Consider the following 14,090-nt stretch of genomic DNA (forward strand, 5'->3'; position numbering starts at 1 on the left):
AGAAGCAGAAGCAGAAGCAGAAGCAGAAGCAGAAGCAGAAGCAGAAGCAGAAGCAGAAGCAGAAGCAGAAGCAGAAGCAGAAGCAGAAGCAGAAGCAGAAGCAGAAGGAAAAGTAGTGTTAGCGAGAGGTCCTTCAACTTTAAACTCAGGCACAGGTTTTTGTCTTGAACAAACGGGGAGCTCTGGTAAAGAATTTGATGAAATCGAGAACGCTTCATCGATTACATTGGATGCCGCAAATTATTTTAAACCTGAATACGTTGATAGGCTCACTCAACTTGCTAAAGACATCCTTATCGAACGCCCTGGTATTACACTGCATGCACTTACCCTCGAAATAGCCAACCTACATGGCTTAACACGTACAAGCAAAAAGCAACTCGAGTATATGAGAAAAATACTTGATACTTTCGCTGGTATCAAAGAGAGCGATGGGTACTCTCCAACACTCTGGGTTTCGCCGAGTAATATGGTCGATTTGATTGAGTGGCGGGGTGTAGAGGCATTCGGTTATGAACGAAAGTGGAATGAGCTGTCGTATGAGGAGGCTTTGGGGCTTGCTAAGTTTGCGATTCAGAAGAACCCAGAAGCGCCAATAGATGTTATTTGCGATGAGTTAAATATTAAGAGACGTCATGAGACATCCTTGAACCAATTTGCTATTTGGCTAAAAACCGTTAATGAATTTGACGATCAGAAATAGCTAATACATATGCTTGTCAGGCCTGATGCCTCAAAGCTTAGGAACTGACAAGCTTTTCTCGAATCTTTTATATACGCAGTTAGATTAAATCATTAACAAGGATGTGTAATGATAAATAGAAAATGGATATTTGCGGCTATTTTGCTTATTGGAGGACCTTCATTATTGCCCTTTAGTTTGGAAGTAATCTCAATAATTGAGCTGTTTGGTCTTTTGGGTTTGTGGACAATTTATTCATCTTACGCTGAATATTTGGTGAATCACCCTTGGTTTAAAAGAGGTCTGCGTTTAGCAACCAGTTGGGACTTTCAGCCTCAAATGCTGTTCTCTCTGAGAGAGCTTAGGGCATGTCCACAGTTAGTTTTCCACATGCTTCCTGTTCAAAGTGTGATGATCTGGGCTTTGAACATTATGTTTTGGGCGAGTGTGGCTTGGTGCTACAGAATTTAAGCGAACAAGTTGTTCAAGAGGGGTTCGCAACGCATGGCATTTTTACTGTGCGTTGGTTTTAGTGATTAAGGCGGTATGCAGTGGTATCAGTATTGAGTCGCTCACCCGTCAACAAGACGCCAAACAGTAAGGATGATGGATGATTAAAGCGCAAACATTTGATGTATTTTGTGATGAGTTGGCTCAAGGTAACCCTTGTGGCGTTGTCGAACTAAATCACTGGCTGAGTGATTCTGAGTTACTTCAAATCACTCACCAGGTCGCTCAACCTGTCACATCATTTGTGGTTCAGTCTGGCAGTGACTACCACATTCGCTGGTTTAGCCTAGAAGGAGAGATCAACCTATGTGGACACGGAAGTTTGGGCGCAGGCGCTGCAATCATTTCCAACTATCATCAGAATGAGGTCATTCTAAAAAGCCAGTATGGCCATATTACCGTTACTGGACTGGATGGAATGTACAGGATCGTGATGCCAAGTTGGCAAGCCAAGCCTCATGCCATCCCCTTGGGTATTTCAGGCTTTTCCAATGACCCCGTAGATGCTTTTACAACGCGTGATTTGGTTGTTGTTCTCGAATCCGAAGATGATGTTGTTCGCTATCAACCTAACTTTGATGAGCTGATTAAAATTGATGAGTTTCATGCGGTCATCGTGACGGCTCAAAGTTCTGATAGTAGCTATGTGCTGCGTTACTTTGCACCTAAAATCGGTATTTCAGAAGATCTTGCCACAGGCTCGGCTCAGTGCTCATTAGCGCCTTATTGGTTTGAAAAGCTAGGCAAAGAAAAATTGACGGCTCGTCAGCTATCTCGTGCTGGTGGTTATTTTGAAGTGGCTCGCGGTTTAGAATCTACGATCGTATTGTCTGCACACGTGAAAAGTCGGACTTGAATGCAAACGCCTCTAGCTCTTACACAAGATCTAGAGGCATCCATTTTTTATTGACTTAAAAGTGCCGAGCTACGATTTTAACCCGGCAGCGGTCATCATGACGCGAAATAACATAGACACTAACCCTAATGCAGCGACGCTAACGACCCAAATTCCAACCATCCAAGCCCATTGGCGGCACCAATTTTTGACTTTCATACTCACTCCTTATCAACTCGTTAATGGTACGCTTCGTCTTCTTTCACTTTTCCAGAGAAGACGTAATAACTCCAAAAGGTGTAAGCCAGAATGATCGGGATGATGATCACCGCTCCAACGAGCATAAAGCGCTGACTGCATGCAGGAGCCGCTGCTTCCCATATTGATATGCTAGGAGGAATGATATTTGGCCAGATACTGATGCCAAGCCCTGCGAACCCGAGAATCACGATCACTAGCGCCATCACGAAAGGGCTGCGCTCTTTACGCTTTTTAACGGAGTCAGCAATTTTCAAACATACCAGTCCAGTAATGACTGGTACGGGCAGTAAGTAGAACAAATTCGGCAGAGAAAACCATCTTTCCGCAATGGTAGGGTAAGCAAGTGGAGTCCAAGCGCTCACAATGACTAATGCGGAGATCATCGCCAGTAGTGTTTTATTAGTGAAGCGGTACATCGTGTTTTGCAGTGCACCTTCCGTCTTCATGATGAGCCATGTGCTACCAAGCAGCGCGTACGTTGCGACTAAACCCAAACCACAAAAGATGGGAAAAGGGCTGAGCCAGTCGAGTTGGCTACCTACGAAGACGCGGTTTTCCACCGCAAAGCCTTGAATTACCGCGCCAACAACGATGCCTTGGAAAAACGTGGTTAAAATCGATCCGACCATAAAAGAGCGATCCCAGAACTTTAAGTGGCTTTCCAGTGCTTTAAAGCGAAACTCAAATGCGACTCCACGAAAGATCAAAGCAATCAACATCAACGTTAAAGGGATGGTTAGCGCTTCAATAATCACCGCGTAAGCCATCGGAAAAGCGCCAAATAGAGATGCGCCTCCTAGCACAATCCAAGTTTCGTTACCGTCCCAAACTGGCGCGACACTGTTGACCATGACGTCTTTTTGTTTTTCATCCTTGATGAAGGGCATCAGTATTCCAATACCCAAATCGAAGCCATCCATGATGATGTACATCAAAGTGGCAAAAACGATGATCGCGAACCAAATCACGGATAAATCAAAATGCATATTTTCTACCTTCACTTTGTGACAAATTCTAGATGCGACCTGAAACGGTCGTCATGTCGTGCTCATCGTGTTCGATTGCATCGGGGCCTTTCTTGATTTGGTGGATCATGTAGTAATAACCAAAACCAAATACCAAGCTGTATACAACCAGGAAACACAGCAGGCTGATGCTCATTTGTAGGTCTCCGTGTGCAGAAACCGCATCACGCGTTTTTTGTACGCCATAAACGACCCAAGGTTGCCGACCAACCTCTGTCGTAAACCAGCCAGCGAGTATTGCGATAAGACCAGATGGCCCCATAAATAATGAAAACTTGAGGAACCAACGCGAGGTATAAAGCGTGTTCTTTTTTCGTAACCATATGCTGTAGAAGCTCTGTAAAATCATCAGAAGTCCTAGCCCGACCATGATTCGAAATGACCAAAAGACGATAGGTGAGTTCGGTCGTTCCTCTTTCGGGAAGTCTTTCAGCGCCGGGATTGGCTCAGTTAAACTGTGGCGTAGGATCAAACTTCCTAAAACAGGAATTTCTAAGGCATAGTCTGTGCGTTCTTGTTCCATGTTTGGCATGCCGAACAATATCAATGGGGTTGGTTTGCCATCACTGTTATCCCAATGTCCTTCGATGGCAGCGATTTTGGCGGGCTGGTGTTCCAGAGTGTTTAGCCCGTGCACATCGCCAATCACGGTTTGGAGTGGCGCAAGGAACACTAAGATCCCGAGCGACATCGAAAACATGGTTTTTACCGCAGTCGATTGATTGCCTCTCAATAAATGCCAAGCGGCTGACGCGCCTACAAAGAGTGCTGAACTGACGAAAGCCGCGACGCTCATGTGCGCCAAACGATAAGGAAATGAAGGATTGAAAACGATAGCAAACCAGTCGGTTGGCACCACACGTCCGTCGACAATTTCATAGCCTTGTGGCGTTTGCATCCAACTGTTGGAGGCGAGAATCCAGAACGTCGAAATGATCGTTCCTAACGCCACCATCGAGGTTGCAAAAAAGTGCAGCTTTTCGCCGACGCGACGCCAACCAAACAGCATTACGCCAAGAAATCCGGCTTCGAGAAAGAATGCCGTTAACACTTCATAAGTCAGTAATGGGCCAGTGATAGAACCAGCGAAGTCGGAGAAACCACTCCAGTTGGTGCCGAATTGATAGGCCATGACAAGGCCAGATACAACGCCCATCCCAAAGTTAACCGCAAAAATTTTCGACCAGAAATGATAGAGCTTTTGGTAATCGGGATTGCGTGTTTTTAGCCATAAGCCTTCCAGCACGGCGAGATAGGTGGCCAAACCTATGGTGATAGCGGGGAAAATAATATGAAAGGATACCGTAAAGGCGAACTGTATCCGTGCAAGCATAAATGCGTCGAGGCCAAACATTAAACTTCCTTTGATCTTTTAAGTTTTATGAGAGAGCTATTTTAAGAGGAGCGGAATGAGGGAAGTAGGTACAGACAGTGACTATAAACCTATAACAGATTAAATATTGAAGTGTTATTATTTTGAATTCGGCTTTAGGGAAGGGGATTTGCGTTTGGCGAAGTATCAAGAGTTAGTGGAACAGCTTAAAAGGCAGATAAAATCGGGGATATGGCATCCGGGTGACAAGCTGCCTTCGCTGCGTCGCCAATCTGAACACTCGGGTTTAAGCTTGATGACGGTGTTGCATGCCTATCAAATTCTGGAATCTCAAGGCTGGGTAACGTCACAGCCGCGCTCTGGTTATCGAGTCGCGCCCAATATTAAGAGTTCAAATGAACCCCAAGCGCCAGCCGCGGTTTCGTGGACAGAACAGGTAGACATCAATGAATTTATCTTTGATGTGCTGCAAGCGAGTAAAAATCCATCCATGATCAATTTTGGCTTTGCCTATCCAGATCCAAGTTTGTACCCACGCTATCACGTGAATCGGGCGATGAGCGCAGCCGCTCGCAATATGCCGATTTCTACCGCCTTTGATAACTTACCGCCGGGAAACGAACAATTACGCACCATCATCGCGAAGCGTTATGCTGCGAAAGGCATTGAAATTTCACCCGATGAAATTGTCATTACGGCAGGCGCGCTGGAGGCGTTAACGCTCAGTTTGCAAGCCTGCACAAGACCGGGAGATTGGGTGGTTGTGGAGTCGCCTGTATTCTATGGCGCATTGCAATCCTTAGAGCGGTTAGGTTTGAAAGCGCTCTCAGTAAGAACAGACCCAGTCACGGGCATTGACCTAGACTCATTGGAACGAGCGCTGCAAACACACGATGTGAAAGCATGTTGGCTGATGTCGAACTTCCAAAATCCTCTGGGTTTTACGCTCACCAACGAGAAAAAACAAAAGCTGATTGAGCTGACACAGCGATATAACGTGCCAGTGATTGAAGATGATGTGTACAGCGAACTGCATGCCGAGAATGACTCAGTTTACCCACTAAGAATGTTTGATGACATGGGCAATACCATGTTGTGCTCCTCGTTTTCAAAATCATTAATCGCAGGGCTACGTATTGGTTGGGTTGCGGCGGGAAAGCGGGCGCTAGAGGTACAAAAGTTACAGTTAATGAGTACATTAGCGACGAGTGCACCAGTGCAAATGACATTGGTGCACTATTTAACAAGCCGCAATTATGAATCGCATTTGAAGCAGTTACGGAAAAAGCTGTTTGAACGTAAAAGTAAGATGACGGATCTGCTTAATGAGCTGTTACCTGAAGAAGTCAACGTGTTAAGCCAAAGCGGCGGGTACTTTATTTGGTTAGAGCTTCCCAAGCATATCGACGGCTTGCAGATATATCGAGAATCGCTAAAAGATAATATCAGCATCGCGCCGGGAAAGATGTTCAGCCTGACAGAACAATACGATCACTGTATTCGTCTTAACGCTTCTTTTGAGCTCAATGACAAATACGTTCATGCTCTCAATCTGCTTGCCAACATTATTCGCGATCATTTGGCGAAATAGCGACTTTCTTCATTTTTTGGGTTTAATGGAGCGCGCCGGATTTCCAACGACTCGATCGCCCGGCGCAACGTCTTTGGTTACGACAGAGCCAGCGCCGACGACGGCCTCATCGCCAATGGTCACGCCTGGCAGTATGATTGCGCCCCCACCAATCCAAACGTTATTGCCAATTGTTACCGGTTTGGCGATCTCATCTCCGGCTAAGCGTCTTTTTGTATCGAGTGAATGAGCGGCTGTGTAAATTTGTACTCTAGGCCCAATCATGACGTTCGCGCCAACCTCAACCTGCCCATTGTCCAGAATAATGGCATCCCAGTTGATGTAGGTGTTTTCTCCGATGGACAAGTGACAACCGTAGGTAAGTTGTAGCGGTGGCTCTATACAGGCGCTGTTTTTTAATTGGACGCCCATTTTCGCCAATAGTTGTCTACGGATATCTGGGTTTGGCTCGTGGTTAAATTGGAAGACAAGCTGCGCAGTTTTGGCGCGCATTAGCTTTAGTTCTTCATCCAGACAATTATAGGTTTCTCCAGAGCGCATCCGAGTCAGTTCTGACATGACAATCATTCCATCAATGTTATTTGCAATAAGGTGTATAATAAGTGAGAGTGATTCGAAGTGAAAATTTGATGCTTAAAAATCAGAAAGTTATCACTGATTTGCCTTGCGTCTCAAGTTGGTTGATTGGCTCGTTTAGTTCACAAAGACGTACTCCCTAAATGGCTTAATCGGTTGAAGCCAAAGTGGGAAACCACTCGAAGCGTTTTACGTAGATTACTATATAGTTAATAAGAAGAACTTAATTGAGCCGCTTGCGCTATCGATTGGGCTAAAAATATAAGACTTATGCGCTCTGGCTTGCTGGCAACGATGAATCAAGAGTGAGCACTTTATGTTCGAACGGGTCATTTCATTTTTAGAAACAACACTGTTTACCTTTAACGAACAACCTATCACGTTGTGGGCGATATTGATGGTGCCGACATGGGTCATTGTCGCTTTATGGTTATCCAAAATTTTGATCAAAACCGTTACGTCAAGAATGTCTTCATCGGGGAAAGACCCAAACGTGATTCATTTGGTTAAACGGATATTATTTGTCATCGCTCTCGCCATTATTTTTATGACCACACTTTCGATGATCAATGTGCCAATCACCGCGTTCGCCTTTCTGTCTGGTGCCATCGCTATCGGCTTCGGTTTTGGTGCGCAAAACATCATTAACAACTTCATAAGTGGCTGGATTTTGATTGGTGAAAAGCCAATTCGAATTGGGGACTTTTTAGAGGTTGAGGGCGCCAAAGGCACTGTCGAGCAAATAAATACACGTTCAACGAGAATCAGACGAACCGATGGTGTTCATATGCTCATACCCAACAGTCAGTTGATTGAGAACGTGGTGATCAACTGGACGTTATGCGACAGATTAGTTCGTGGCTCGGTCGTCGTCGGCGTCGCGTATGGGAGCGATGTCAAACAGGTTGCTGCCTTAATGGCGGAAGTGACTTCGCAGCAAGCGCAAGTTCTGAGTTCGCCAGCGCCAGATGTGTTTTTTCAAGACTTTGGTGACAATGCTTTGATCTTCGAATCTTATTTTTGGATTAACTCAACGGTTGAGGGCGGTATTCGCTCGGTCGCAAGTGCCATGCGTTTTGAAATCTACGAAGCTTTCGAAAAGCACGGCATTGAAATCGCGTTTCCACAACGAGATGTGCACATTGATGGGCAAATCAAGTTGTCTAGGGAGAGAAACGGATAGGGCGATAAGCGGTATTGGTGTTCTTATCTTGGTGTCGAGTAACCATAGCGAGGCGGTCACAACACGGATTCACCTCGCTAGAAACCAGTTTGAAGGCGTTATTGGTTGTCCCACATGACTTCGCATTCTTCTTTGATTGCTGATTTTAGCAACTCAATCAGTGGAAACGCTCTGCGTCCTAGGCTTACCGCGGGCTCTGCTTGTTCTTCCTCTTCGTCTACATCAGTAGGGAGGTTTTCTTCAGCTGCATTTTTCGCAGATAGAGCAGAAGTTAATCTTGATAGCGCGTCAGGAACATCTTGAGCGGAAATTGATCCCGGCACCGTGCCGCTGTGACCCATCATTTTGAGCATATCTAATGCAATATCACCAAACATTGTGACGTTTGAGTGGCTTCGACAACGAAATGTTATGAGCATTTACCTGATCCTGTTTTATATGTTCGGTTTGAAACTAAATTGTAGCTGAAATCAGACACTAATTAATGTGATGAAGACCGTTGAGCGTTAAGGTTTTTATGAGTAACAACAAAAAACGGGCACGTACGTCTGCATGCCCGTTGAAATACATTACCTGATTGGTTGTTGATGATTTACAAGCTATACGGATCGCCCAGAGCTAATGCGACCCTAGAAGCAGGAGACTTTCCTAACGCACGGCAAATTTGCCAACCCGCTTCATTGATGACGCCAAGGTCAACGCCTGTTTCAATCCCAAGTTGCTCACACAGATAAAGTACATCTTCCGTTGCAACATTGCCACTGGCTCCTTTCGCGTAAGGGCAGCCGCCGAGCCCCGCTACTGCGCTATCAATGGTGTTGATACCCATTAACAAGGCTTGGTAGATATTGGCTAATGCTTGTCCATAAGTGTCATGAAAATGTACTGCGAGCGCGTCTTTTGGCAGTAGCGTTAACAACGAATCCAGCATGGCGATAACGCGATTAGGCGTTGCTTTACCGACAGTATCACCGAGCGAAATCTCATAACATCCCATATCAAACAACGTATTGGCGACCTTGGTAGTTTGCTCTGGCTTGATTACTCCCTCATATGGACACATCATGGTACAAGACAAGTACCCGCGTACAGGAATGTTGTGCTGGTTCGCCAATTCGATAACGGGTTCAAATCGAGCGAGACTTTCGGTAATGCTGCAGTTGATGTTCTTCTGGCTGAACGTTTCTGAAGCGGAGCCAAACACCGCAATTCGCTTTACACCGCTTTCCAGCGCACGTTCTAACCCTGCGAGATTTGGTGTGAGCGCGCTATAAACCACGTCAGGCTTTTTTGAGATACCAGCAAACACCTGATCGGAATCGGCCATTTGAGGCACCCACCTTGGAGAGACGAAAGATCCCGCCTCAATATGCTTTAAGCCACTGCTGCTTAGTTGGTTAATCAAACGGATTTTATCAACCAGCGTCACTGCCGTTTCATTTTGCAGACCATCACGAGCGCCGACTTCGACGATATTAACCTTCGCTGGTAGCATATTCGCGCTCCTTATCTTCACTGACGTTATCCGATATCAAAGACAAATTCAGCAGTATGGAACCGTGCTGTACTTGGTCCCCGTGCTGATAAAACAATTCGTCGACTGTTGCTGCGACCGGAGCCGTGATGGTGTATTCCATTTTCATTGCTTCGAGTACCAAAAGCGGATCGCCCGCCGCCACTTCGTCACCTTTAGCCACCATAACTGCTGAAATTATGCCGTTGAGTGGTGCGGTTGGACTTAGTTCATCATCTACATCTTTTGCAGAGTCAAAGTTAGGTTGATGAGCGAACGTGCGCTGCTGACCAAGATAAAATAGTGTTGTTCTTTGTTCATCGCTAAGTGCATTAAAGGTGTAACGCACATTATCAATATCGACGATAAATTGGTTGTCACTTTCAAGCAGGATGACCTGATGCAGATCCTCGCCGCATCGGACAGTGAAGTGAGATCCTGTATCTTGCGATGATTGTTGCAAACGTACTTGATGGTTGGCATTGGCATCCGTGAAGTTAAATCGGTAAACGTTGTCAACCGACAGTCTAAAACCTCGTTTGGTTGGCGCGGGTAACGTTGAGCTGTCTGATTTTGAAATCAGATCATTCCAGCGAGCAACCGCCGCCAATGTAAGCCAGATTGAATCCGACACGTCTTGCTGCTCATTTATGCCTTGTTGATGTGTGACGAGGAAACCTGTATCAAGCTCAATCTCTGCAAAGGCTGGCTGCGAAATAATGCTGTGCAGATAACCAATGTTTGTCGTTACGCCACGTACGTGATATTTAGTTAACGCCTGCTTAAGCTGCTTTAGAGCGATATCACGAGTTTGCCCCCAGACGATCAGCTTGCTGATCATTGGATCGTAATATTCGCTGATGCTATCGCCTTGGGTAACACCGCTATCAACTCGTACGTACGCTAGGCGCACATTACTGTCTGATACGGGTTCTTTTAAGTAGTCAATGCGGCCAGTCGACGGCATAAAGTCATTGTCTGTATCTTCTGCGTAAATTCGCAGCTCAATTGAATGACCGTTGTGGGTGATTTCAGATTGCGAAATAGGTAAATGCTCGCCAGCTGCGACTTTGAATTGCCACTCCACCAAATCAACGCCGGTGATCAATTCAGTGACAGGGTGTTCAACTTGCAGACGGGTATTCATCTCCATGAAGTAGAATTGACCTCGGCTATCGAGTAAGAACTCCACCGTGCCAGCGCCAACATAGTCGATCGCTTGAGCGGCCTGAACCGCAGCTTCACCCATTTGTTTACGCAGTTCATCACTAAGACCGGGAGCTGGTGCTTCTTCGACTACTTTTTGGTGACGGCGTTGAATGGAGCAATCGCGATCAGAAAGATAGATACAGTTGCCATGTTGGTTAGCAAATACCTGAACTTCAACGTGGCGAGGCTGCAATATACATTTTTCGATTAGAAGCTGCTTATCGCCAAAGCTTGAAAGTGCTTCACGCTGCGCACCGTCGATGGCCAGAGGCATTTCGGCTGCGCTATTGACCACTCGCATGCCTTTACCGCCACCCCCTTGGGTTGCTTTAAGCATCACTGGGTAACCGATTTTTTCCGCTTCTGCTAATAAATGCTCTACACTGTTGTCTGTGCCGTGATAGCCGGGAACCAAGGGCACGTTCGCCTCAGACATGATGGCTTTGGCTTGCGACTTCGAACCCATTGCTTCAATTGCGCTGGTGGAAGGGCCAATAAAAACAATGCCATTTTCTCTGCACGCTTTCGCCAGTTTCGGGTTCTCGGAAAGAAAACCATACCCAGGGTGGATAGCATCGGCTTGCCATTTTTTCGCAGCGCCGATAATCGCATCGATATCGAGATACGATTCACTCGCCGGAGCGGGGCCAATGAATTCAGCGAAATCCGCTTGTTTAACATGTAAGCTGCTGCGATCCGCTTCGGAATAGACGGCAACCGTCTCTATAGCCATGCTTTTTGCGGTTTTAATGATTCGGCAGGCAATTTCACCGCGGTTTGCGATCAGTATTCTTTTAAACATGATTCCTCCAATTGGCGGCGCGCTTTTCAAAAAATGCAGCTAGTCCTTCTTGTCCTTCGCTGGATACGCGAGCGGTTGCAATAGCTTGGCTGGTGTATTCAGTTAATGAGTGATCGATAGGTTGATTGTCACAACGTAAGCAGAGTGCTTTTGCTGCCTGCATGGCTTGTGGACTGTTGTTAAGCAGGTGATCAATGGTGCGGTTGACGGCTTCTCTTGGCTGAGAGTCGATCTGATGAAGAATACTCATCGAAAGCGCAGTCTCGGCATCAATCAGTTCCGCGGTTAAAAAGTAGCGTCGGCTTTGTCGTTGTCCAATCGCTCGGATTACGTAAGGTCCGATGGTGGCGGGTAATAAACCGAGTTTCACTTCACTCAAACAGAAGCGGCTTTCAGGCGTACCGATAGCGATATCGCAGCAGCAGATAAGCCCAAGTGCGCCGCCAAATGCAGCGCCATGCACCATAGCAATGGTTGGTTTGCTAAAGGTATCCAGTTTGTGCAAGAGCAACGCTAACTGCTGTGCATCTTGCAGATTTTCCCCCTCGGTTTTGGTGGCCATTGACTGCATCCAGCCAAGATCCGCACCCGCAGAAAAGTGTTTACCTTGCGCCGTTAGTACCAATGCACGTAGAGAGTTGTCTCTCTCAAGTTTTTCCAAGGTTTCGATAAGTGAAGCAATTAATTCATCATTAAACGCGTTGTGTTTCTCTGGTCGATTGAGGCTCAACCAAGCAACGCCATTGCTGTCTTTTTCAAGCAGTAGTCCGGTCATGTGACTTCCTTTGTCTGACATTTCAGTCTGTATTTCAATGCTCGCTAACCATTACTTTTTAAACATCGGTATTCGCGAGGAGTTAAGGTTTGCCTTGCATCCGGCTACATGCGGAAGATGCCAAATTTACTGTCTGGTATTGGCGCATTAAGCGCAGCAGACAGAGCAATGCCGACAACATCACGGGTTTTCGCAGGGTCAATAATGCCGTCGTCCCACAAACGAGCACTGGCGTAGTATGCATGGCTTTGAGTCTGATATTGCTCCGCAATTGGACGTTTGAACGCTTCTTCTTCCTCCGCGCTCCAGCTTTCACCTTTGCGAGTTTTGATATCGCGGGTCACTTGCGCCATCACGCCAGCCGCTTGCTCTCCACCCATGACGGAGATGCGCGCGTTTGGCCACATCCACATCATGGTTGGATCATAAGCGCGGCCACACATGCCGTAGTTCCCAGCGCCATACGAGCCACCAATCACTACGGTAAACTTCGGTACGTCTGCACACGCCACAGCGGTTACCATTTTCGCGCCATGTTTTGCGATGCCTTCGGCTTCATATTTTTGGCCGACCATAAAGCCCGTGATGTTCTGCAAGAAGAGCAGAGGAATTTTGCGTTGTGCGCACAGCTCAATAAAATGCGCGCCTTTTTGTGCTGATTCCGAAAATAGAATGCCGTTGTTAGCGACAATGCCAATCGGCATACCGTGAATATGGGCAAAGCCACAGACCAAGGTTTCGCCGAACAAGGCTTTAAATTCATCGAACTGGGAATCATCAACAATTCGGGCAATGACCTCTTTAACATCAAACGGCTTTTTGAGATCGGTTCCGACGATGCCGTACAGCTCTTGGGCAGGAAAATGTGGTTCCTGTGGTGCTTTTTGCTTGAGTTGAACGGGTTTCAAGTGGTTAATTTGAGAAACGGCTTGTCTTGCCAACTCTAACGCGTGGTGATCATTTTCTGCGTAATAGTCCGCCACACCAGAGGTGCGACAATGAACGTCTGCGCCACCAAGATCTTCCGCGCTGACTTCTTCACCTGTCGCTGCTTTTACAAGAGGTGGACCTGCCAAAAAAATCGTGCCTTGTTCTTTGACTATGATGGATACGTCGCACATGGCAGGAACATAAGCGCCGCCAGCGGTACATAGCCCCATGACCACCGCAATTTGTGGAATGCCTTTGGCCGACATACGGGCTTGGTTGTAGAAAATACGGCCAAAATGGTCTTTATCTGGGAATACCTCATCTTGGCGGGGTAGGTTAGCGCCGCCAGAGTCTACTAAGTAAACACACGGCAGTTGGCATTTTTCTGCAATTTCTTGTGCTCTTAAGTGCTTTTTCACGGTAAGTGGGTAGTAACTGCCGCCTTTTACCGTCACGTCGTTCGCGACGATCATGCACTCAGTGCCGTCAATCACACCCACACCTGCAACCACTCCAGCACATGGAACGTAATCTGGATACACATCCCAGCCAGCAAACTGACCGATTTCTAAAAAAGATGAGCCGGGGTCGAGTAGGGCAAGAATGCGCTCACGAACCGGAAGTTTGCCTTTCCTCTGCTGATGCTCGCGGGCTTTCTCACCGCCGCCATCTTCGATTTGCGCAATCACGGTATAGAGTTGATCTACAAGCGATGCCATAGAGCGGTAGTTTTCCTGATACTGCTCTGAATGGGTATTAATATTGGTCGTCAAACAAGCCATAAATAGCCGATCTCCATTCGGTAGACGGGTGACACCACCCGCCTTTATCTATGTTGAATAAGATTTAGGTTGAATAAGGAATT

At 46.6% G+C, this 14,090-nt stretch carries 14 protein-coding genes; 5 read left to right on the forward strand and 9 right to left on the reverse strand.

Features of this window, described 5'->3' with window-relative positions; genetic code table 11:
- From R7E38_RS09005 to R7E38_RS09015, 3 genes are all read left to right on the forward strand, one after another.
- The coding region (locus tag R7E38_RS09005; RefSeq protein ID WP_318081744.1) for a hypothetical protein at positions 1-703 on the forward strand (703 nt) is incomplete at its 5' end.
- A 108-nt stretch (positions 704-811) separates the two neighbouring features.
- Positions 812-1,153, forward strand: coding sequence for a hypothetical protein (locus R7E38_RS09010; RefSeq protein ID WP_062731032.1), 342 nt, complete (start codon positions 812-814; stop codon positions 1,151-1,153).
- Positions 1,154-1,292: 139 nt separating this feature from the next.
- Positions 1,293-2,048: a PhzF family phenazine biosynthesis protein gene (locus tag R7E38_RS09015; protein ID WP_047101324.1), complete on the forward strand. Its 756-nt coding sequence runs from the start codon at positions 1,293-1,295 to the stop codon at positions 2,046-2,048.
- A gap of 69 nt (positions 2,049-2,117) precedes the next feature.
- On the opposite strand, the gene R7E38_RS09020 is transcribed toward R7E38_RS09015, so the two are convergent.
- From R7E38_RS09020 to R7E38_RS09030, 3 genes are read right to left on the reverse strand one after another with little or no spacing between them, the layout of a single operon-like run.
- Entirely contained in the window at positions 2,118-2,246 is a 129-nt protein-coding gene (locus tag R7E38_RS09020; RefSeq protein WP_017447407.1) for a DUF2474 domain-containing protein, read from the reverse strand.
- A gap of 20 nt (positions 2,247-2,266) precedes the next feature.
- A complete protein-coding gene (gene cydB, locus R7E38_RS09025; protein WP_226083197.1) occupies positions 2,267-3,274 on the reverse strand; it encodes a cytochrome d ubiquinol oxidase subunit II in 1,008 nt (335 codons plus the stop codon).
- 28 nt (positions 3,275-3,302) lie between these two features.
- Positions 3,303-4,667: a cytochrome ubiquinol oxidase subunit I gene (locus R7E38_RS09030; protein WP_086047473.1), complete on the reverse strand. Its 1,365-nt coding sequence runs from the start codon at positions 4,665-4,667 to the stop codon at positions 3,303-3,305.
- Positions 4,668-4,821: 154 nt separating this feature from the next.
- Between R7E38_RS09030 and R7E38_RS09035 the strand changes: the two genes are divergently transcribed.
- Positions 4,822-6,237: a PLP-dependent aminotransferase family protein gene (locus R7E38_RS09035; RefSeq protein ID WP_226083196.1), complete on the forward strand. Its 1,416-nt coding sequence runs from the start codon at positions 4,822-4,824 to the stop codon at positions 6,235-6,237.
- Between the two features lie 9 nt (positions 6,238-6,246).
- On the opposite strand, the gene R7E38_RS09040 is transcribed toward R7E38_RS09035, so the two are convergent.
- Complete coding sequence (locus tag R7E38_RS09040; protein WP_086047472.1) at positions 6,247-6,795, reverse strand: sugar O-acetyltransferase; 549 nt, start codon at positions 6,793-6,795, stop codon at positions 6,247-6,249.
- A 334-nt stretch (positions 6,796-7,129) separates the two neighbouring features.
- Between R7E38_RS09040 and R7E38_RS09045 the strand changes: the two genes are divergently transcribed.
- Complete coding sequence (locus tag R7E38_RS09045) at positions 7,130-7,996, forward strand: mechanosensitive ion channel family protein (RefSeq protein ID WP_005373258.1); 867 nt, start codon at positions 7,130-7,132, stop codon at positions 7,994-7,996.
- A 98-nt stretch (positions 7,997-8,094) separates the two neighbouring features.
- Here R7E38_RS09045 and R7E38_RS09050 read toward each other — a convergent pair whose 3' ends face one another.
- The 5 genes from R7E38_RS09050 to R7E38_RS09070 form a co-directional block, all read right to left on the reverse strand.
- Entirely contained in the window at positions 8,095-8,415 is a 321-nt protein-coding gene (locus tag R7E38_RS09050) for a DUF1840 domain-containing protein (RefSeq protein ID WP_005373256.1), read from the reverse strand.
- Positions 8,416-8,588: 173 nt separating this feature from the next.
- Positions 8,589-9,491, reverse strand: a complete 903-nt coding sequence (locus R7E38_RS09055; RefSeq protein WP_226083194.1) for a hydroxymethylglutaryl-CoA lyase — start codon at positions 9,489-9,491, stop codon at positions 8,589-8,591.
- A complete protein-coding gene (locus R7E38_RS09060) occupies positions 9,472-11,520 on the reverse strand; it encodes an acetyl/propionyl/methylcrotonyl-CoA carboxylase subunit alpha (protein WP_318081745.1) in 2,049 nt (682 codons plus the stop codon). The genes R7E38_RS09055 and R7E38_RS09060 overlap by 20 nt, the downstream gene beginning before the upstream one ends.
- Positions 11,513-12,295, reverse strand: a complete 783-nt coding sequence (locus tag R7E38_RS09065) for an enoyl-CoA hydratase-related protein (protein ID WP_226083190.1) — start codon at positions 12,293-12,295, stop codon at positions 11,513-11,515. The genes R7E38_RS09060 and R7E38_RS09065 overlap by 8 nt, the downstream gene beginning before the upstream one ends.
- Before the next feature lie 104 nt (positions 12,296-12,399).
- Positions 12,400-14,007, reverse strand: coding sequence for a carboxyl transferase domain-containing protein (locus tag R7E38_RS09070; RefSeq protein ID WP_226083185.1), 1,608 nt, complete (start codon positions 14,005-14,007; stop codon positions 12,400-12,402).
- Positions 14,008-14,090: the final 83 nt, after the last annotated feature.

Origin of the sequence: Vibrio sp. Vb2131 (assembly GCF_033338535.1) — a bacterium.
GTDB lineage: Bacteria > Pseudomonadota > Gammaproteobacteria > Enterobacterales > Vibrionaceae > Vibrio > Vibrio alginolyticus.